15 protein-coding genes are annotated in these 18729 nt (G+C 70.6%); 8 read left to right on the top strand and 7 right to left on the bottom strand.

Translation table 11 applies throughout. The features are described from left to right. Positions 1–363 precede the first annotated feature (363 nt). The gene (gene pcrA, locus ACGFIM_RS21505) at positions 364–2622 is read right to left on the bottom strand and encodes a DNA helicase PcrA (protein WP_393202814.1); all 2259 of its coding nucleotides are present in this window, start codon (positions 2620–2622) and stop codon (positions 364–366) included. Between the two features lie 287 nt (positions 2623–2909). Here pcrA and ACGFIM_RS21510 point away from each other — a divergent pair, with 287 nt between their 5' ends. Further along, positions 2910–3629 (top strand): PIG-L deacetylase family protein, encoded by a 720-nt coding sequence (locus ACGFIM_RS21510; RefSeq protein ID WP_393202816.1) that lies wholly within the window; start codon positions 2910–2912, stop codon positions 3627–3629. Between the two features lie 478 nt (positions 3630–4107). Here the strand turns inward: ACGFIM_RS21510 and ACGFIM_RS21515 are convergent, their stop codons facing one another. The 4 genes from ACGFIM_RS21515 to ACGFIM_RS21530 all read right to left on the bottom strand — a co-directional run bounded on the left by ACGFIM_RS21515 (position 4108) and on the right by ACGFIM_RS21530 (position 8098). Continuing rightward, complete coding sequence (locus ACGFIM_RS21515; protein ID WP_393202818.1) at positions 4108–4851, bottom strand: CPBP family intramembrane glutamic endopeptidase; 744 nt, start codon at positions 4849–4851, stop codon at positions 4108–4110. 542 nt (positions 4852–5393) lie between these two features. Then, positions 5394–5639 (bottom strand): WhiB family transcriptional regulator, encoded by a 246-nt coding sequence (locus tag ACGFIM_RS21520; protein ID WP_393202820.1) that lies wholly within the window; start codon positions 5637–5639, stop codon positions 5394–5396. Between the two features lie 342 nt (positions 5640–5981). Next, positions 5982–6629, bottom strand: coding sequence for a neutral zinc metallopeptidase (locus ACGFIM_RS21525; RefSeq protein WP_393202822.1), 648 nt, complete (start codon positions 6627–6629; stop codon positions 5982–5984). Between the two features lie 5 nt (positions 6630–6634). Then, the gene (locus tag ACGFIM_RS21530) at positions 6635–8098 is read right to left on the bottom strand and encodes a glutamate--cysteine ligase (protein ID WP_393202824.1); all 1464 of its coding nucleotides are present in this window, start codon (positions 8096–8098) and stop codon (positions 6635–6637) included. A 132-nt stretch (positions 8099–8230) separates the two neighbouring features. On the opposite strand from ACGFIM_RS21530, the gene galE reads away from it, so the two are divergent. Further along, positions 8231–9232 carry a UDP-glucose 4-epimerase GalE gene (galE, locus tag ACGFIM_RS21535; protein ID WP_393202826.1) on the top strand — a complete coding sequence of 334 codons (1002 nt, stop codon included), beginning with the start codon at positions 8231–8233 and terminating at the stop codon, positions 9230–9232. 202 nt (positions 9233–9434) lie between these two features. On the opposite strand, the gene ACGFIM_RS21540 is transcribed toward galE, so the two are convergent. Then, positions 9435–10241, bottom strand: a complete 807-nt coding sequence (locus ACGFIM_RS21540) for a hypothetical protein (RefSeq protein WP_393202828.1) — start codon at positions 10239–10241, stop codon at positions 9435–9437. Between the two features lie 359 nt (positions 10242–10600). On the opposite strand from ACGFIM_RS21540, the gene sucC reads away from it, so the two are divergent. From sucC to ACGFIM_RS21555, 3 genes are all read left to right on the top strand, one after another. Then, the gene (sucC, locus tag ACGFIM_RS21545) at positions 10601–11782 is read left to right on the top strand and encodes an ADP-forming succinate--CoA ligase subunit beta (protein WP_393202830.1); all 1182 of its coding nucleotides are present in this window, start codon (positions 10601–10603) and stop codon (positions 11780–11782) included. Between the two features lie 3 nt (positions 11783–11785). Then, complete coding sequence (gene sucD, locus ACGFIM_RS21550; protein WP_393202831.1) at positions 11786–12661, top strand: succinate--CoA ligase subunit alpha; 876 nt, start codon at positions 11786–11788, stop codon at positions 12659–12661. A 231-nt stretch (positions 12662–12892) separates the two neighbouring features. Then, positions 12893–14509 carry a DUF6350 family protein gene (locus tag ACGFIM_RS21555; RefSeq protein WP_393202833.1) on the top strand — a complete coding sequence of 539 codons (1617 nt, stop codon included), beginning with the start codon at positions 12893–12895 and terminating at the stop codon, positions 14507–14509. A 198-nt stretch (positions 14510–14707) separates the two neighbouring features. Here the strand turns inward: ACGFIM_RS21555 and ACGFIM_RS21560 are convergent, their stop codons facing one another. Then, the gene (locus tag ACGFIM_RS21560) at positions 14708–15058 is read right to left on the bottom strand and encodes a hypothetical protein (protein WP_393202835.1); all 351 of its coding nucleotides are present in this window, start codon (positions 15056–15058) and stop codon (positions 14708–14710) included. 144 nt (positions 15059–15202) lie between these two features. On the opposite strand from ACGFIM_RS21560, the gene purN reads away from it, so the two are divergent. The 3 genes from purN to ACGFIM_RS21575 all read left to right on the top strand — a co-directional run bounded on the left by purN (position 15203) and on the right by ACGFIM_RS21575 (position 18604). Next, on the top strand, positions 15203–15832 hold the full coding sequence (gene purN, locus ACGFIM_RS21565) for a phosphoribosylglycinamide formyltransferase (RefSeq protein WP_393202837.1): 630 nt from the start codon (positions 15203–15205) through the stop codon (positions 15830–15832). Beyond that, positions 15829–17370, top strand: a complete 1542-nt coding sequence (gene purH, locus ACGFIM_RS21570; protein ID WP_393202839.1) for a bifunctional phosphoribosylaminoimidazolecarboxamide formyltransferase/IMP cyclohydrolase — start codon at positions 15829–15831, stop codon at positions 17368–17370. Before purN ends, purH begins: the two co-directional genes overlap by 4 nt. A gap of 1054 nt (positions 17371–18424) precedes the next feature. Continuing rightward, positions 18425–18604 (top strand): hypothetical protein, encoded by a 180-nt coding sequence (locus ACGFIM_RS21575; RefSeq protein ID WP_364068417.1) that lies wholly within the window; start codon positions 18425–18427, stop codon positions 18602–18604. The last annotated feature ends 125 nt before the right edge of the window (positions 18605–18729 follow it).

The following is an 18729-nucleotide window of genomic DNA, read 5'->3' on the forward strand; positions in this document are numbered from 1 at the left end:
CGAGCCACCCGGCTCCAGGCGTCGGCCCGGTGCAGGGCGCCTGAAGACGGCGGCGGCGCAGATCCGCCACCGTACGCGCCGCCCCTTCAGAAGCGGCGGCGCGGCGTTAGTGCCGTACGGGTCGGCTTTCCAGGAGCGCCGGCGCGGCCCTAGTGTCGTTTCAGGAGCGGTGGCGCGGCCCTCGTCGTACGAGTCGGCTTTTCAGGAGCGATGGCGCGGCTCCAGCGCTGTACAGGCCGGCGCTTCAGGAGCGAGGGCGCGCCGTACCGCCGGCTTCTCGAACAGCGCGGCTCCGGTGCCGTAACGGCCCTTTCAAGAGCGACGCAGCGCCGTACCGCCCGCTCCTCGGTACGTGCGTGCGGCTCAAAGCTTCTCCAGCGGCGCGTACGCCAGCAACAGCGTCTTCTCCCCGCCGCTCCCGAAGTCGATCTTCACCTTGGTCTTCTCCGCGACCCCGTCGACGGACACCACCGTGCCCAGACCGAACGCGTCGTGCGAGACCCGGTCGCCGGGCGCCAGCGACGGCACCGACCGGCCGCCCCCGCTCTTCTTGGCCGGGGCCGGGCGCGCGGCCGGCTCGCGCCGCGTGGCCGCGCTCCATGCGGATTTCTCCGGGTCGGTACGCCACTCGATGAGCTTGGCCGGCACCTCGTTGATGAACCGGGACGCGGGGTTGAACGACGGCGCGCCCCACGAGCTGCGCACGGCCGCCCGGGTCAGGTAGAGCCGCTGCTGGGCCCTGGTGATGCCGACGTAGGCGAGCCGCCGCTCCTCCTCCAGCTCCTTGGGCTCGCCGAGCGAGCGCACGTGGGGGAACACGCCGTCCTCCATGGCCGTCAGGAACACCACAGGGAACTCCAGGCCCTTGGCGGTGTGGAGGGTCATCAGCGTCACCACGCCCTGCCCGCCGTCGTCGTCGGGGATCTGGTCGGCGTCGGCCACCAGCGACACCTGCTCCAGGAACTCGACCAGCGTGCCCTCCGGGTTGGCCTCCTCGAACTCCTGGGCCACCGAGATCAGCTCGTTGAGGTTTTCCAGGCGGGACTCGTCCTGCGGGTCCTCCGAGGCCTCCAGCTCGGCGCGGTAGCCGGTGGCGACCAGCACCTCCTCGGCCAGCGCCGACGGCGGCATGCCCTCGGCCTTGCCGATCAGCTCCTCGATCAGCGCCACGAACTCGCGCACGGCGTTCAGCGAGCGCGTGGCCATCCCGTACGCCTCGTCGGCGCGGCGCAGCGCGTCCCAGAACGAGATGCGCTCGCGCGACGACAGCGCCTCGATCATCGCCTCGGCCCGCTCGCCGATGCCGCGCTTGGGCACGTTGAGAATGCGCCGCAGCGAGACCACGTCGTTGGGGTTGGCCAGCACCCGCAGGTAGGCCAGCAGGTCCTTGACCTCCTTGCGCTCGTAGAAGCGCACGCCGCCGACCACCTTGTAGGGCAGGCCGGTGCGGATGAAGATCTCCTCGAACACGCGGGAGGCCGCGTTGGTGCGGTAGAAGACCGCCACGTCGCCGGGCCTGACGCCCTCCTCGTCGCTGAGCCGGTCGACCTCCTGGGCGACGAACATGGCCTCGTCGTGCTCGTTGTCGGCGACGTACCCGACGATCTTGGGGCCGTCGCCCTGGTCGGACCAGAGGTTCTTCGGCTTGCGCGACTCGTTGCGGGAGATGACCGCGTTGGCGGCGGCCAGGATGTTCTGGGTCGAGCGGTAGTTCTGCTCCAGCAGGATCGTGCGGGCGTCGGGGTAGTCGCGCTCGAACTCCAGGATGTTGCGGATCGTCGCGCCGCGGAAGGCGTAGATCGACTGGTCGGCGTCGCCCACCACGCACAGCTCGGACATGTCGCTGCCCGACCGCACCAGCTCGCCGTCGTCGGTGCGCAGCTCGGGATGCCCCACCAGCTCCCTGATCAGGACATATTGGGCGTGGTTGGTGTCCTGGTACTCGTCGACCAGCACGTGCCTGAACCGCATCCGGTAGTGCTCGGCGACGTCGGGGAAGAGCTGGAACAACGTCACCGTGTTCATGATGATGTCGTCGAAGTCCATCGCGCCGGCCTCGGTCAGCTTGAGCTGATAGGCCTTGTACGCCTGCGCGAGCGTCTTCTCCAGATGCGAGCCCGCCCGGTCGAGCGCGGTCTCGTAGTCGACCAGCTCGTTTTTGAAGTTGCTCACCTGCGCGGAGAACGAGCGCGGCGGATAGCGCTTGGGGTCGAGATCCATCTCCCGGCACACCATCGCCATCAGCCGCTGCGAGTCGGTCTGGTCGTAGATGGAGAAACCGGACGGGAATCCCAGCCGCTTCGCCTCACGCCGCAGAATCCGCATGCAGGCACTGTGGAACGTCATGATCCACATCGCCCGGGAACGCGGACCGACGAGCTTGTCGATGCGCTCCTTCATCTCCTTGGCGGCCTTGTTGGTGAAGGTGATGGCGAGGATCTCGCCGGGATGCACCTCGCGCTCGGCCAGCAGGTAGGCGATGCGGTGCGTGAGCACCCGCGTCTTCCCCGAGCCCGCCCCGGCCACGATGAGCAGGGGACTGCCATGATGGATCACGGCCTCGCGCTGCTGTGCGTTGAGGCCATCGAGCAAGGGGTGGTCAACAGAGACTTGGGTCGGCACCCACCCAGGGTAAGACGCTTCACCGACAAAAGGCGCCCGGATGCCGGCGACGGGCCCTCCGGTCGGCCCCCGAGGCGGTCAGAAACTCTGAGGTGAGCCAGGACCCTGTGCGAGCCAGGACCTGCGCGCGTTCAGGACCCTGAGTGAGTCAGGACCTGTGCGCCTTCAGGACCCTGTGCGAGCCAGGACCCTGTACGCCTTCAGGACCCTGTGCGAGTCAGGGCCCTGTGCGAGTCAGGGCCCTGTGCGAGTCAGGAAACCCCCGTGTGAGTCAGGAAAGAGGGACCATGCTGGCTGAAACCGAGATCGACCGCGTGCTCACGGTGACCGCGCACCCCGACGACGTCGACTTCGGCGCGGCGGGCACGGTGGCGCGGTTCGTCGAACGGGGGGTGCAGGTCACGTACCTGCTGGTCACCGACGGCGATGCGGGCGGCAACGAGCGCACGCTCGACAACTCCGGCATGGCGCAGCTTCGCCGCTCCGAACAGCTCGCCGCCGCCAAGGCCGTGGGCGTGACCGACGTACGCTTCCTCGGTTACCCCGACGGGCGGGTGACCCCCACGCTGGAGCTCCGCCGCGACATCGCCCGCGTCATCCGCGAGGTCAGACCCGACCTGGTCATCACCCACCACCCCGACCGCAACTACACGTTCATCGCCCCCAGCCACCCCGACCACCGCGCCGTCGGCGGCGCCGCCCTCGACGCCGTCTACCCCGACGCGCGCAACCCGTACGCGTTCCCCGAGCTGCTCAAGGACGAAGGCCTGGAGGCGTGGACCGTACGAGAGGTCTGGCTCACCGGCGGGCCCGCCCCCGACCACTGGGTGGACATCACCGCCACCATGGAGCGCAAGCTCGCGGCCCTGCAGTCTCACGTGAGCCAGGTCGCCCACGTCGAGGGCTTCGCCGACTCCGTGAGGAGCCGCTTCGCGGCGTGGGCCGAACAGGCCGGCTTCGGCCCCGACCACTACGCCGAAGGTTTCCAGGTAGTCCCCACCGCCTGACCCCGAATCCCCAGCGCACCCCCGCCCTCGATGCACACCGGCGGTGGAAGGGGGTGCTGGTCCTGCGCCTCGGGCGGTGGAGAGGGGGTGCGCCTGCCTTCCGTGTGGGGCGTTGGGAGGGGGCGTGCCGGCCTTTCGCGTCGGGCGGTGGTGAGGGGATGCGTCGGCCCTCCACGCCGAGTTGTGGGGACGGGTGCGTCGGCCTTTCGTGTGGAGCGTTGGGAGGGGTGCGTCGGCCCTCCACACCGAGCGGTGGGGAGGGGGTGCGTCGGCCTTTCGTGTGGAGCGTTGGGAGGGGTGCGTCGGCCCTCCACACCGAGCGGTGAAGAGGGGGCATTGCAGCCCTCCGCACCGAGCGGTGAGGGGAGGGCCCGGCTGCCTTCCACACCGGGCGGTGGAAACGCGCCGAGCGGTGAAAACGGCCTGGCTGCCCTGCACATCGGCCGGTGGGGAACGTCGGGCGGCCCGCTGACCGGCCCTACGCCGGAGGGCCTTCTGGGACGGACCGAGCCGGGACGGGCGACGACCGGCCGTCGCGGGTGGGGAGCGCGGCGGAGACGCGGGCGAAGAGGTAGCCGAGGGAGTTCGTGGCCAGGTGGAGCATGGCGGGGGTGAGGAGCCCCCGGCGCCGGCGCAGCTCGCAGAAGAGCACCCCGGCGGCCGCCGTGGAGACGACGCTGCCCGCGACCACCCGGGCCACGTCGAGCCGGCCCGGCGGCTCCCCGGCTGTCAGCGCGCCCAGTGTCGGGTTGGCCCTGGCCATGTCGATGGACGGCAGGATGTGCCACAGCCCGAACAGCCCGGAGGAAGCGGCCGTGGCGGCGAGCGTGCCGTGGCGCTTGCGCAGCACGCCGTACAGCGCCCCTCGGAAACCCACCTCCTCCAGCAGCACTGTCCCGAGAGGAACCTGAAGCAGCGCCTCCTCGACGACCCGGGCGCGCGACAACGACAGCGCCCGCTCGTCGCGGAAGAGCGTCCTGGTACGCGGCGACGCGACGCCCACGGTGTACACCGCGGCCACCGCCGCCGCCAGCACGCTCCCGGCGACCGCTCCCCGTCGCCCGTGCTCGAACCCGATCTCCTCCCACGTCAGCCCGGACCTGCGCGCCATGGCCACCAGCGCGCCGGTGGCGACCGTCGACGTCAGGGGCCCGAGGCGCGGGGCGACCCTGTTGTTGAGCACGTTGGCGGCGGCCAGCACGGCCAAGGAGCGAAGCAGCACCCTTGCAGGCTACGTCCCCGCCCCGCCCCACGCCCTGTACGGTTCTCCGGGTCCCGCACGGTTGTGTGTTTCGCCGGGCTCCGTGTCTTGGGGTCGCCCTCCGGTCACGTCCTGTACGGCCCTCAGGGTCCCGCACCGCTGCGCGTGCTTTACGTGGCCACGCGAGACATGGCCAGGCGAGCTTCGTGCGGTCCCAGTGCCCTGGTCGCTCCCGGACCGCGGTGGGTCACCTCACGCCCCGGTCGATCGACTCGCGCCCTGGACAGCCGTTGCGGACTCGCGCCCTGGACAGCCGTTGCGTCGGAGCTCGCCTTTGCGCAGGCATCCGCGTTCACCTGGGCTGCCTGGGGCGCGGAGACGCCGAGCAGGGCGCGATGGTTGCGCACTGCGCCAGGCGGCCGGGCAGGCTCTGGGGCGGCTCGGGAGGGCGCGGATGCTTGAGTCGACGGGTCGCCCAGGCGGAGGTCACGTGCCGGGCGTTGGTCGCGACGGTGTCGCCGTCCCGAGCCACGGGCCGCGGGTACGGTTTCACAACCGCCGGGTCAGGAGGCGGTGGAGCGGGCGAGGCGGGTGCGGCGGCGTTCAGCCGGGGTGAGGCCGCCCCAGATGCCCTCCGCCTCTCCGGCGTCTAATGCGTACGCGCGGCACTCCTCCAGCACCTGGCAGCCGGCGCAGATCGCCTTGGCCTGGGCCTCCTGCGTCGGGGTGGGGGCGAGGGGGAAGAAGAGGTCAGGGTCGCTGGTGCGGCACGCCCCCCTGCGCAACCAGCCGATCTCCTGCAGTGGCATGCAGCAACGGTAGGCCCAAAGGAAGATCGGCGGCATCATCCTGTGGGTTGAACTGTGGTGTACGACCAGGCGGTGACGCGTCCCGGTCACGTCCCAGACCGTGGTGGCCGGCACGCCTCGGGCTGTGGGGATCGGCGGGTCTCGGGTCGTGGGCGTTGGCGGGCCTCGGGGCTGTGGTGGCAAGAGGCTTCGGGCTGTGGGGGCTGGCGGGCCGGGCTCGTGGAGGATCGGCGGGCCTCGGGTCATGGGGGCGGCAGGTCATGGGGCGTGGTGGCCGGCAGGCCTCGGGCTCGGGAGCCGGCAGGCTGCAGGCCGTGGGGTCAAAGGTGCCGGACCTGGTGGTCAGCAGGCGCCAACGCCCTTCTGGTAGCCGGTGGCGAACGACGCCTGCCGCTGCTCGGCCGTCCCGTGGGCGGAGGGGTCGAGCCAGTCGTCCGTGGGGTCGCCGGCCGCGGCGAGGCTGAGGAGCAGTTCGTCATCGTCCCCCTCCTCGGCGATCAGGCTGCCGGAGTTGACCAGGCCGGCCAGGGTGGCGCCGGCGTAGCAGTCGGCCTGCAGCTCCATCTGGATGTTCAGTTCGAAGCCGGTGCGAAGCTGCGCCTGAACGGCATGCCCGAACTCATGCGGGATGATGACATAAACGGATCCGTCCCCCATTTCGCTCCACAAGGACTCCAGCCAGTCCTGGTCGAACGCGATGAAGTGCCCGATCGGGCAGTAGAAGGCGTTGTTGGGAACGGCCGGCTCGTCACCGCAACTCGGCCCGAACCGCCCCGAATACGGGATGAAGTCAGCGATAGGCCGATAAATCCGTCCGGACGCCTCGAACTGTGCCCGCCAGAACTGCTCCGTCAGCGTCCGCGCCGTCCGTACGTCCCCCTCGAACGTGTCGTCCCCCGCCCGGTCCATGGACGGCCGCCGGATCACCCCGCAGCCGGAGACGGCGACCAGCACCAGCGTCAGGACGGCGGCGACCAGCGCGCGCCCCATGGGCCTCACACGTCCCACGTGTGCACGGGTTCGTTGGCGTGCATGCGTTCGATGTACTCCAAGGTCATGGCCCGCAGCGCCGCGTGCCTGTCGCCGCCCCGCGCGCGCACCTGCTCCACCTGCCAGCTCGCCCCCGTACGCCCCGTCAGGCACCGCCCCTCGATGATCCCCAGCAACCGGTCCGCCACGACCCCGTCCACACCCCACTCGGCAAGCCCTTCACGCGCCAGCGGCAGCAGCCGCCGCAAGATCAGTTCGGCGGCCGGCACCTCGCCCACTCCCGGCCAGTACAGCCGCGCGTCAAGACCGTATCGCGCAGCCGCGGCCAGATTGTCCGCCGCCGCCTGGAACGACATCCGGCTCCACACCGGACGCTCGTCGTACGGCAGCACCCGCATCAGCCCGTAGTAGAACGCCGCGTTGGCCGCGATGTCGGCCACGGAGGGCCCGGCGGGCAGTACGCGGTTCTCCACGCGCAGATGCGGTACTCCGTCAACGACCGCGTACACCGGACGGTTCCAGCGGTAGATGGTGCCGTTGTGCAGGGTCAGCTCGTGCAGCTCGGGGATGCGGCCCTGCTCCAGCTCGGTGCGCGGGTCCTCGTCGGCGCACAGGGGCAGCAGTGCGGGGTAGTAGCTGACGTTCTCCTCGAACAGGTCGAAGACGCTGGTGATCCACCGTTCGCCGAACCACACCCGCGGCCGTACGCCCTGCGCCTTCAGCTCCGTCGGCCGCGTGTCCGTCGCCTGCTCGAACAGCGCGATCCTGGTCTCCCTGTGCAGCTCCTTGCCGAACAGGTACGGCGAGTTCGCCGCGACCGCCACCTGGGCGCCCGCGATGGCCTGGGCGGCGTTCCAGTAGGCGGCGAACATGTCGGGGCTGACCTGGAGGTGCAGCTGGACGCTGGTGCACGCGGCCTCGGGGGCGAGGCTGTCGGCGTGCGTGTCGAGCCGTTCGACGCCCTCGATGAGCAGGTGCAGGTCCTCGCCCCTGGCGGCGAAGATCTGCTCGTTGAGCAGGCGGTAGCGGGGGTTCGCCGAGAGCGTGCCCTCGCCGATGTCCTGTTCGCGCAGCGTGGGCAGGATTCCGACCAGTACGAGGTGCGCGCCCACGGAACGCGCCCGGTTTTCTGCGTGGTTGAGCCGGGCCCGCACGTCGTTCTCCAGGCGCAGGGCGCCGTCGCCCGCCAGGTCCTGGGGCTCGATGTTGATCTCGACGTTGAACTGCCCCAGCTCGGTGGCCCAGTCCGGCCGGGCGATGGCGGCGAGCACGTCGGCGTTGCGCATGGCGGCCTCGCCTCGCGCGTCCACGATGTTCAGCTCGATCTCCAGGCCGGCGAGCGGGTGTTCGAACGCGAAGCGGGACTCGCGCAGCATCGTGGCCAGCACGTCGAGGCAGCGGTGCACCTTCTCCCGGTATTGCCGGCGGTCGTCCCTGCTGAACACGACGACCGGCACATCCCTGCCCATATCTCGAAATGTCGCACGCCGAAGCTCACTAAGCCATACCGCGAAGGCAAAGGAACCCCGGTTTTCCACAGGGCCGGGAGCGTTGTCCACAGGGTGGCTCGCGGTGCTCGCGGGCCTGGCTAGGGTTCAGGCATGCGCGTACTGATCACCGGCGGAGCCGGTTACATCGGGAGCACGATCGCCTCGGCGTGCCTCGATGCGGGGATCGACCCCGTGATCCTCGACAACCTCGTCACGGGACGGCGGGAGTTCACCGAGGGGCGGGCGTTCTACGAGGGGGACATCAGCGACGGGCCGCTCATCGACAAGATCTTCGCCGAGCATCCCGACATCGCGGCCGTCGTCCACTGCGCCGCGCTCATCGTCGTCCCCGACTCCGTGTCCGACCCCATCGGCTACTACCGCGCCAACGTCGCCAAGAGCCTCGATCTCGTCGAACACCTCATCCGCAACGGATGCACGCGCATGATCTTCAGCTCGTCGGCGTCGATCTACCAGGCGGGCGACGACCACACGGTGACCGAGGAGTCGCCGCTCGCCCCGCAGAGCCCCTACGCGCGGACGAAAGCGGTCTGCGAGGGCATGTTCGCCGACATCGCCGCGAGCCGGCCCATCAAGATCCTGTCGTTGCGCTACTTCAACCCCGTCGGCGCCGACCCGCGCATGCGCACCGGCCTGCAGCTCCGCCGGCCCAGCCACGCGCTGGGCAAGATGATCGAGGCGTACGAGGAAGGAGTGCCGTTCCAGATCACCGGCACCCGCTACCCCACCCGCGACGGCACCGGCATCCGCGACTACATCCACGTCTGGGACCTCGCCGAGGCCCACGTGGCGGCGCTGCGGCGGTTCGACGCGCTGGAGACCGACGCGATCAACCTCGGCACCGGCTCGGGCACCACCGTCCGCGAGCTGGTGGAGGCCTTCAACCGGGTGGCGGACCGGCCGATCGAGACCGTCGACGCGCCCGCGCGACCCGGCGACGTGGCCGGCGCCTACACCCGCAGCGACCGGGCCCGCGAGCTGCTGGGGTGGCGGGCCCGCTACTCGCTGGAGGACGGCATCCGCCACTCGCTCCAATGGTCCGCCCTCCGCCCCGCCCGCCTCCCCGACCCCGCGGAGGCCGCGTCAGAGTGAGGCGATCCTCGCCCCGGCCCGCAACGCGCCCCGGGCCGGCACGAACTTCGGGGCGGTAGGGGCCTCAGGTCGGCACGGGCCCCGGGTCGGCAGGCGTCTCAGGTCGGTACGCGCCTCGGGCCGACGGTGCTACCGGCCGGTGGCCGGTGCCATGAGGCGGTCGGGCGGGGCCGGGGCCCGCGGTGGGCGGGTCCCGGGGTGGTCACTCGACCGGCTTGAGCGAGTCCAGCGAGCCGTCGGGGAGCTCCTCCGGTACGCCGCTGTCCTCGCCGAGCTCGGTGTAGTCGATGACCTGGTCCGTCGGCGGGGCCTTGACGGTGACCTTGCCGCCCCAGCCGGTGTAGCGGGTGCTCACGGTGGACGTGGTCTTGCCGAGCAGGCCGAAGTCCAGCGAGTACTCGGTGCGGAGCCGGCTGACCAGGCCCTTGGAGTTGACGTCGAGCACGTACTTGATGGCGACCTTGCCGTACTTCTTGTCGAGCTTCTCGCCGTAGAGCTTGGCGAGCCGTCCGAAGGTGATGGCTCCCCGGTACGAGCCGCCCTTGAAGCTCTTGGCCGAGGTCACGAGCTCCTTGAGCACGTTGGGCCGGAAGATGTCCAGCGGCTGGTTGCCGGTGCGCGGAGCGCCGCTGCTCGGGTAGCGCACCCACTTCTTGCCGTCGGGGAGCTGCTCGCTGAACAACCCGCCCTGCGCGTACGTGTATTTACCGACGGTGATCGTGTGCGGCGGCAGCGAACTGAGAAGGCCCGCGCCTTTCCCTCCGGTACGCAGGTCCGCCGATACGACCCCGGACTTACCGAAACCGAGGACGCCCTTCGTGGTGACGGGCGCGCCGGCCTTCGAACCCGTGACCTTGTTGACGGCGGACTCGGAGATCCGCACGCCCTTACCGGCGGCGAACTGCTTCTTCAGCGCCTTCACGGGGTCCGCGGGCGCGGCCTGCGCGGGCGTTGCGGTCACGAGCGCGGTCGCAGACGCCAGCGCCAGACCCGCGATAATTCGCTTCATAGAGTTTCCTTCAGCATTTAAAGGCAAGAGCGGCGAGCAAGCCTGACATTGGAAGATCACGACGATATATCGAGCGCCGTGCCTTATGTCAGCTCAATGATGGAATTGAGATCTGACGCCCGTCCTGAAGAAGTGAGATCACCGTCACATACCGGAAGAACCGCGACCCGATGACCTGGGCAGGTCAAGCTTCGGGCTAGGCTTCACTGGCGGAAACGCCCGGCACGACCCCTGAGCGTAGGAGCTCGCCGTGACAGAGCAGAGCGAGGAACGAAGCCGCGCACGGCGAAGCGAACGCGACCATCAGCGCAGATGCCCGGGCCGTCGAACATCAGTCGGATAAGCAAGGACGGACCCTCGTGGACCTGTTCGAACATCAGGCGAAGGAGCTCTTCGCTGACTACGGCATCCCGGTGCCACGCGGCATCGTCGCCCACAACGTGGAGGAGGTGCGGTCGGCGGCCGAGCAGCTGACCGGCCGCGTTGTCGTCAAGGCCCAGGTCAAGACCGGCGGCCGGGGCAAGGCCGGCGGTGTGAAGGTGGCCGACGACGCCGCCGACGCCGTGGCCAAGGCCCAGGCGATCCTGGGCATGGACATCAAGGGCCACACGGTCCACAAGGTCCTGGTCGAAGAGGCCAGCGACATCGCCGAGGAATACTACTTCTCGTTCCTGCTCGACCGGGCCAACCGCACCTTCCTCGCCATCTGCTCGGCCTCGGGCGGTATGGACATCGAAGAGGTCGCGCACACCACGCCGGAGAAGGTCGCCAAGGTCCCCGTCTCGGCGCTGACCGGTGTCGACCGCGCCAAGGCCCGCGAGATCGCGGTCGCCGGCGGCCTGCCGGAGAAGGCCATCGAAGGCGCCGCCGAGCTCATCGAGAAGCTCTGGTGCTGCTTCGTCGACGAGGACGCCACGCTGGTCGAGGTCAACCCGATGATCCTGTCGGCCGACGGCCAGGTGAAGGCGCTCGACGGCAAGGTCACCCTCGACGACAACGCCGCGTTCCGCCAGCCCGACCACGAGGCGCTCGCCGACAAGGCCGCCGAGGACCCGCTCGAGGCCAGGGCCAAGGAGAAGGACCTCAACTACGTCAAGCTCGACGGCAGCGTCGGCATCATCGGCAACGGCGCCGGTCTGGTCATGTCCACGCTCGACGTGGTGGCCTACGCCGGTGAGGAGTTCCCCGGCAAGCCGCGGCCCGCGAACTTCCTCGACATCGGCGGTGGCGCGTCCGCCGAGGTCATGGCGGCCGGCCTGGAGATCATCCTCTCCGACCCCGACGTGAAGTCGATCTTCGTGAACGTCTTCGGCGGCATCACCGCCTGCGACGCCGTCGCCAACGGCATCGTCGCGGCGTTCAAGCTGCTGGAGAGCCGCGGCGAGGCCGTGACCCGCCCGCTGGTGGTGCGGCTCGACGGCAACAACGCCCAGCTCGGGCGGCAGATCCTGGCCGACGCCGCGCTTCCCGGCGTCGAGCTGGTTGACACGATGGACGAGGCGGCCAAGCGCGCCGCCCAGCTCGCTGCGGTAGGTGCGTGACCCATGGCCATCTGGTTGACGGAGAACAGCAAGATCATCGTTCAGGGCATGACCGGTGGCGAGGGCACCAAGCACACCCGCCGCATGCTCGCCTCGGGCGCCAAGGTCGTGGGCGGCGTGAACGCCCGCAAGGCCGGCACCGTCCACGAGGGCCTGCCCGTGTTCGGCACGGTCAAGGAGGCCATCGAGCAGACCGGCGCCGACGTGTCGGTCGTGTTCGTGCCGCCGAAGTTCACCAAGGACGCGGTGAAGGAGGCCATCGACGCCGAGATCCCGCTCTGCGTGGTGATCACCGAGGGCGTGCCGGTGCACGACTCGACGGAGTTCTGGGCGTACGCGGTGGCCAAGGGCAACAAGACCCGCATCATCGGCCCCAACTGCCCCGGCATCGCCTCGCCCGGCAAGTCCAACGCCGGCATCATCCCCGCCGACATCACCACGTCCGGCCGCATCGGCCTGGTCTCGAAGTCCGGCACGCTCACCTACCAGCTCATGTACGAGCTGCGCGACTTCGGCTTCTCCACGGCGGTCGGCATCGGCGGTGACCCGGTCATCGGCACCACCCACATCGACGCGCTGCAGGCGTTCCAGGAGGACCCGGACACCGACGCGATCGTCATGATCGGTGAGATCGGCGGTGACGCCGAGGAGCGTGCCGCCGCCTACATCGAGCAGCACGTCACCAAGCCGGTCGTCGCCTACGTCGCGGGCTTCACCGCCCCCGAGGGCAAGACGATGGGCCACGCGGGCGCCATCGTGTCCGGCTCGGCCGGCACCGCCCAGGCCAAGAAGGAGGCGCTGGAGAAGGTCGGCGTCCGCGTCGGCAAGACCCCCTCCGAGACGGCCCGCCTCATGCGCGAGATCATGCAGGCTCGCTGATCGTTTCCCGCAGGGCTTCGCGTGGTATGCCGCCATGCGAAGCCCTTCGCGTGTCCGGGGCCTTCCCGCGCCCGCGCCGGTGTCCGAAGAGCCGGTGTCCGAAGAGCCGGCAGAACGACGGCAGAACGACGGCAGAACGACGACAGAACAAGGCGACGCCCGGCGCGTCAACCAAGCTTCGGTCGGGAAAGATTGAGAAAATCGCCTACTGTGACGGCGATCCTCGACCAGTTGCGTACTGCCCCCCGGTCAGTACTCGGCAAGCTCCCCGGAGCCCCGAGCGACGACGACGAGACGCGGCGGCCGCTGCCGGTGTCGGGAATGCTGGCCGCCGCCTGCACCCTCGGTGTCGGCCTCGCCGTGCTCACCACGCTCACGCTCGTCGGCTGGATAGCCGCGCCGCGCGGCACGCTGGGCGCCGGGCTGCCCGGAGTCTTCCGCACGGCGGCGCAGCTCTGGCTGGCCGCGCACCACGCGGGCTTCGCGATCCCCGGCGGCCGCGTCGGCCTGCTGCCGCTCGGCCTGGTGATCCTGCCCGCCATGCTGCTCTACCGCGCGGCGCGGTGGATGGCCCGCGACGCCGACCTGCGGCTGCGCCTGCCCGCCCGGCTGCCCAAGAACAGCCCCAAGGAGCAGGCGACCGCGCGGCGCCGGGCCCAGCTCGTGCTCGTCGTGCAGGCGGGGGTGTCGCTCGCGGCCCCGTACGCGATGCTGGCCGGCCTGATCGCGCTCGTGGCCAGAAACGAGATCACCCAGCCGTTCATCGGCGAGGCGCTGCTCAGCCACTTCCTGCTGGCGTTCCTGGCCGGTTCGCTGGCCACGGCCAGGATGATCGGGCCGTGGCGGGTCATGCTGCGGCTGCTGCCCGAGCGCGTGCGCGCCCTGACCGTCGGCACGGCGGTCGCCACGGCGGTGCAGCTGGTCGCCGGGCTCGCCCTGGTGCTGCTCGCACTCGTGCTCAACTTCGGCCAGGTCAGGCAGCTGTCCGAGGTGCTCTCGCCGGGGTTCGTCGGCGGGCTGCTGCTCATCCTGCTCCAGCTGCTCTACCTGCTGAACGCCGTCATCTGGGCGTTCTCCTACATCGCCGGGCCCGGGTTCGCGATCGGCGCGGACACCCTGGTCGCGCCCACCGGCGTGGAGCTCGGCACCGTGCCCAGCCTGCCGATGCTGGGCGCGCTGCCCGAGAGCGGTCCCGTGCCCGCGTGGATGATGGCGGTGATCGCGGTGCCGTTCGCGGCGGGCGCGGTGGCGGGCGTGATGGTGGCCCGCATCTCGCCTTCCCCGTCGTACGAGGCGGCGCCGCTGTGGGGGTTCCTCACCGGCATCACCAGCGGGCTCGCGGCCGGGGTGCTCGCGGCCCTGTCGGGCGGGCCGATCGGCGGCGCGCGGCTGGCCACGGTCGGGCCGTCGCCCTGGGAGGTGGCGCTGTCGGTGGCGCTGGAGGTCGGCGTGGCGGCCGGCATCTCCGCCGGCGTGACGAACCTGCTGCTGCTCAACAAGCGGGCCAGGAAGCCGCTGGACAAGGCCGCGGCTCCCGTACGCAAGGCCGGTGCCGCGCTGGCCAGGGCGGCGAGCAAGGTCGGGCTCGCCGAGAGCGACCCGCGCCCGCTGCCCGGTCACTGGCTCGACGCCACCGAGGCCGACACCCAGGAGATCCCCGTCATCAGGGACGACTGGCAGGACGAGCACGCCTCGGCGGAGGCCGAGACGCTGGCCCAGGCCAGGCCGCGGCCCGCAGGGCCCGACCCGTCGGGGCCACGGCCACCGCGCAAGGACATCGTGGACGAGTCGGACGACAAGGGAGGTCACGTGATCTACGTCGACCCGTACGCCTGGGATCGCGACTAGCGCGCGCGACTGCTGGGACCGCGAAGGGCCGCCGTCACGGCCGCTCCGTCCGGGAGCGCGCGACGGCTGGAGCCGCGGAAAACCGCCGTCACGGCCGCGCGCTCGAGGTGTCGGTGACCGGCACCCGTGACGAGGTCGTGACGATCGAGCCGGATGCGGGGAAGATGGCCCGGGAGCGCGCGCGACGGCCGCATCGGGTCAGGGCTGCATCGCTCCGAGCATCTGCAGGACGTCGGCGGGAAGCTTGCGCTGCGCCGCCTCCTTGAACTCGGCGAAGCACTCGCCCTGCGCTGCCACCGTACCGGCGCCCTTCATGCACTCCTGGTAGGCGGCGTATTCGTCCGCGAGATAAAGCTGCATGGCCGTGGCCATGGCCGACAGCACCAGCGCGAGCGAGGAGACGGTGATGCCGCCCACCGCCACGCCCGTGGGCTTGCCCTCGCTCTTGAGCAACGGCAGCGCCCGGATCCCCGCCATCAGCGCGAACAACGCCATGACCAGGCCCGCGAGGGGCAACATGAACGTCATGGCCAGCGCTGCGATGGACAACCAGATCGCTCGGCGGCCCGCTGACTCCGCGGGCTGCTGGCCTGCCGGTGCCCTCACCGGTGTCGACACCTGACCTCCTCTGCGTCGCCGGACGTTGAACAGATACCCTGTGACCCCCACCCTGTTTCCTCACTTGGAGTGTGCGTGTCTAAGGCTGGGCGGCTCGTCGTCCTCGTCTCCGGCTCTGGAACCAACCTACAGGCCCTGCTGGACGCTTCCGCCGATCCGTCGTACGGCGCCCGCGTGGTCGCGGTAGGCGCGGACAGGGATGGCATAGAAGGGCTGGCCAGGGCCGAACGGGCACAAGTCCCGACTTTTGTCGAAAAATTGGGCGATTACGCGACGCGCGAAGAGTGGGATCGCGCGATCGCGGCCCGCATCGCCGCGTACGAACCCGACCTCGTCGTGTCCGCCGGCTTCATGAAGATCTTGGGCGCGCCCACCCTCGACGCGTTCCCCGTGCTCAACACCCACCCGGCGCTGCTGCCGTCGTTCCCCGGAGCCCACGGCGTGCGCGACGCGCTCGCGTACGGCGTCAAGATCACCGGTTGCACGGTGATGCTCGCCGACGAGGGCGTCGACACCGGGCCCATCGTGGCGCAGGCGGCCGTGCCCGTGCTTCCCGGCGACGACGAGGCGGTCCTGCACGAACGCATCAAGCAGGTCGAGCGGCGCCTGCTCGTCGAAACCGTCGGCCGGATGGCCCGCGAGGGCTGGACGGTCAGCGGACGTATGGTCCGCATCGGCAACCACACAGGAGGGGAAACCACGTGACTCGCATCGCCATCCGGCGCGCGTTGATCGCCGTATACGACAAGTCCGGGCTCGAAGAGCTGGCCAGAGCCCTCGACGCTGCCGGGGTGGAGATCGTCTCGACCGGGGGCACCGCCGCCGCGATCTCCTCCTACGGCATCCCCGTGACGAAGGTGGAGCAGCTCACCGGGTTCCCCGAGTGCCTCGACGGGCGGGTCAAGACCCTGCACCCGCGCGTGCACGCCGGGCTGCTCGCCGACGTCAGCAAGCCTCACCACGTCGCCCAGCTCGAAGAGCTGGAGATCGACCCGTTCCAGCTCGTCGTCGTCAACCTCTACCCGTTCCAGCAGACGGTGGCCTCCGGCGCGTCCGACGCCGAGTGCGTCGAGCAGATCGACATCGGCGGGCCCGCGATGATCCGCGGCGCGGCCAAGAACCACAACACCTGCGCCGTCGTCGTCGACCCCTCCTACTACGGTGAGGTCCGCAACGCGCTCGACGCGGGCGGCTTCACGCTCACCGAGCGGCGCCGCCTCGCCGGCATCGCCTACGCCCACACCGCCTCCTACGACGTGGCCGTGGCCAACTGGTTCGCCGGCACGTACGTGGGCGGGGAGGAGCTCCCGGCCTTCACCGGGGCGGCGTACGAGCGCAAGGCCACCCTCCGCTACGGCGAGAACCCGCACCAGCGCGCCGCCCTCTACACCGCGGGCGAAGGCGGGCTCGCGAGCGCCGAGCAGCTGCACGGCAAGGAGATGTCCTACAACAACTACCTCGACGCCGACGCCGCCTGGCGGGCCGCGTGGGACTTCTCCGACCCCTGCGTCGCCATCATCAAGCACCAGAACCCGTGCGGCATCGCCATCGGCGCCGACGTCGCCGAGGCCCACCGCAAAGCGCACGCCTGCGACCCCGTCTCCGCCTTCGGCGGCGTCATCGCCGTCAACCGGCCCGTCACCGAAGAGCTGGCCAGGCAGATCGTCGACGTCTTCACCGAGGTCGTCATCGCGCCCGACTTCGACGCCGAAGCCCTGGAGGTGCTGCGCGGCAAGAAGAACCTCCGCCTGCTGCGCTGCCCCGAAGGCCCCGCCAACGCCACCGAGTTCCGCCGCATCGACGGCGGCCTGCTCGTCCAGACCACCGACCGCGTCGACGCCCCCGGCGACTCCGCCGCCCAGTGGGAGCTCAAGACCGGCGAACCCGCCTCGCCCGAGGTGCTCGCCGACCTCGAGTTCGCCTGGCGGGCCTGCCGCTCGGTCAAGTCCAACGCCATCCTCCTCGCCAGCGGCGGCGCCACCGTGGGCGTCGGCATGGGTCAGGTCAACCGCGTCGACTCCTGCCGCCTCGCCGTCACCAGGGCCGGCGAGCGCGTCTCCGGCTCCGTCGCCGCCTCCGACGCGTTCTTCCCCTTCCCGGACGGGCTGGAGGTGCTGGCGGAGGCCGGCGTACGGGCGATCGTGGAGCCCGGCGGGTCGGTACGTGACGCCGAGGTCATCGAGGCGGCCGAGAAGGCCGGCGTCACCCTGTACTTCACCGGCACTCGCCACTTCTTCCACTGACCCACTGACCTCGACCGCGCCGCAGGACCCGGCCGTCCGTGCCCGGCCGCGTTGATGGCGCCCGGCCGTCCGTGCCCGGCGGCGTTGATGGCGCCCGGCCGTCCGTGCCCGGCGGCGTTGATGGCGTCCGGCCGTCCGGGCGCCTCAGGCGCGCAGAGGCCGGGCTCTGCGACTCCGAGGCGGCGACGGAATGCCGATGGTGGTTTGACGCGGAGGACGCCGGACGCAGGGGTGCCTTACGCGCGCAGAGGTCGTCCATGCGAGGCTGAGGCGCCCAGGATGCCGGTGATCTGACGCGGGCCGGACGGACGCAGGCGTTCCGGGGCCGCCGGGACTGCGCACCCGGTTCTTCGGCACCGCGCGCCTGGGACGACGTCGGCACCGCGCCTGGGACGTCGGCACGGCCTGGTGGTCGTGGCGGCTCTCGGGCAGTGCGTCGCCCGTGTGTCCGTCCGTGTCGAGTGGGGGCTCCGCCCGTCGAGGCGCCCCATGCCTTCGTCCGCACCGAAGGCGCCCGCCACCGATCACCTGCACCGACAACGCTGCAGCTCACGACCCCTAGCGGCCACGTCCGTAGCTCGCCCGAAAGCGAGCAGCCGGAGGTGTGCGGGCGGATGTTGCGGGGGCAGGGAGCCGCCGGAAGCGCGCGGAAGCGGGGAGCCGGAAGCGTGCGGCCAGACGTGCGGGGGGCGGGGAGCCGCCGGAGTGCAGCAGGTGTGGAGTCGACGCGGGATTCGTGCGCTGCCGCTGACCCGCCCGCAGTCGGGAGCGCGTTCGGCGCATTGCCGCTGAGGCGTCCGCAGTTGGGAGCCGCGTTCCGTGCATTGCCACTGAGGCGCCCGCCGCCAGACGTGCGCCTCCGCCGACACGTTCGGGCGGCTCCCACCAACGTTCCGGCAGCTCAAGCCCCTGGACTGATGCCGGCCGCCGCTTCTCGTACAATCCCCAAGAGAACTTTGTTAAATCTTGTCGCTTTTATCCGTTTATGTGGCGATCAGCCGTTGACGGCGGTTAGCCTGAACACCTCTCCTCACCCGTCCTTCGGAGTCCCTCTATGGCCCTCGACACGTTCCTGCAGGCATTCATCACCCTGAACGGCCTCGCCACGAACCCCGTGGTCCTCGTGGTGCTCGCCCTCATCGGTGCCTACCTGGGCGGACGCGTCGTAGAGCTCATCCCGTACACCCGCCGCATCATCGAGCGCCGCGAGGCGCAGCTCGCCGAACGCGAGTAGCCGGCCACCCGCGCACGCGCCCACCGGCCCGCCCGCGCAGGCACTCGGCCGCCAACGGCGATGCGAACTCCATAGACGGAGCACCCCTCTTCGCGCCCGCGGCCGCGATACGCCGCGCAGGACAC

Source organism: Nonomuraea sp. NPDC049309 (genome assembly GCF_043196965.1).
Classification (GTDB): Bacteria; Actinomycetota; Actinomycetes; order Streptosporangiales; family Streptosporangiaceae; genus Nonomuraea; species Nonomuraea fastidiosa.

What these genes read in the sequence shown, in the direction of transcription:
- ACGFIM_RS21520 (WP_393202820.1), bottom strand. Translation starts at nt 5,639, where the DNA reads ATGCCACTGCAGGAGATCGGCTGGTTGCGCAGGGGGGCGTGCCGCACC.
- ACGFIM_RS21530 (WP_393202824.1), bottom strand. Translation starts at nt 8,098, where the DNA reads ATGGGCAGGGATGTGCCGGTCGTCGTGTTCAGCAGGGACGACCGCCGG.
- sucD (WP_393202831.1), top strand. Translation starts at nt 11,786, where the DNA reads ATGGCCATCTGGTTGACGGAGAACAGCAAGATCATCGTTCAGGGCATG.
- ACGFIM_RS21540 (WP_393202828.1), bottom strand. Translation starts at nt 10,241, where the DNA reads ATGAAGCGAATTATCGCGGGTCTGGCGCTGGCGTCTGCGACCGCGCTC.
- galE (WP_393202826.1), top strand. Translation starts at nt 8,231, where the DNA reads ATGCGCGTACTGATCACCGGCGGAGCCGGTTACATCGGGAGCACGATC.
- ACGFIM_RS21525 (WP_393202822.1), bottom strand. Translation starts at nt 6,629, where the DNA reads ATGGGGCGCGCGCTGGTCGCCGCCGTCCTGACGCTGGTGCTGGTCGCC.
- ACGFIM_RS21575 (WP_364068417.1), top strand. Translation starts at nt 18,425, where the DNA reads ATGGCCCTCGACACGTTCCTGCAGGCATTCATCACCCTGAACGGCCTC.
- ACGFIM_RS21510 (WP_393202816.1), top strand. Translation starts at nt 2,910, where the DNA reads ATGCTGGCTGAAACCGAGATCGACCGCGTGCTCACGGTGACCGCGCAC.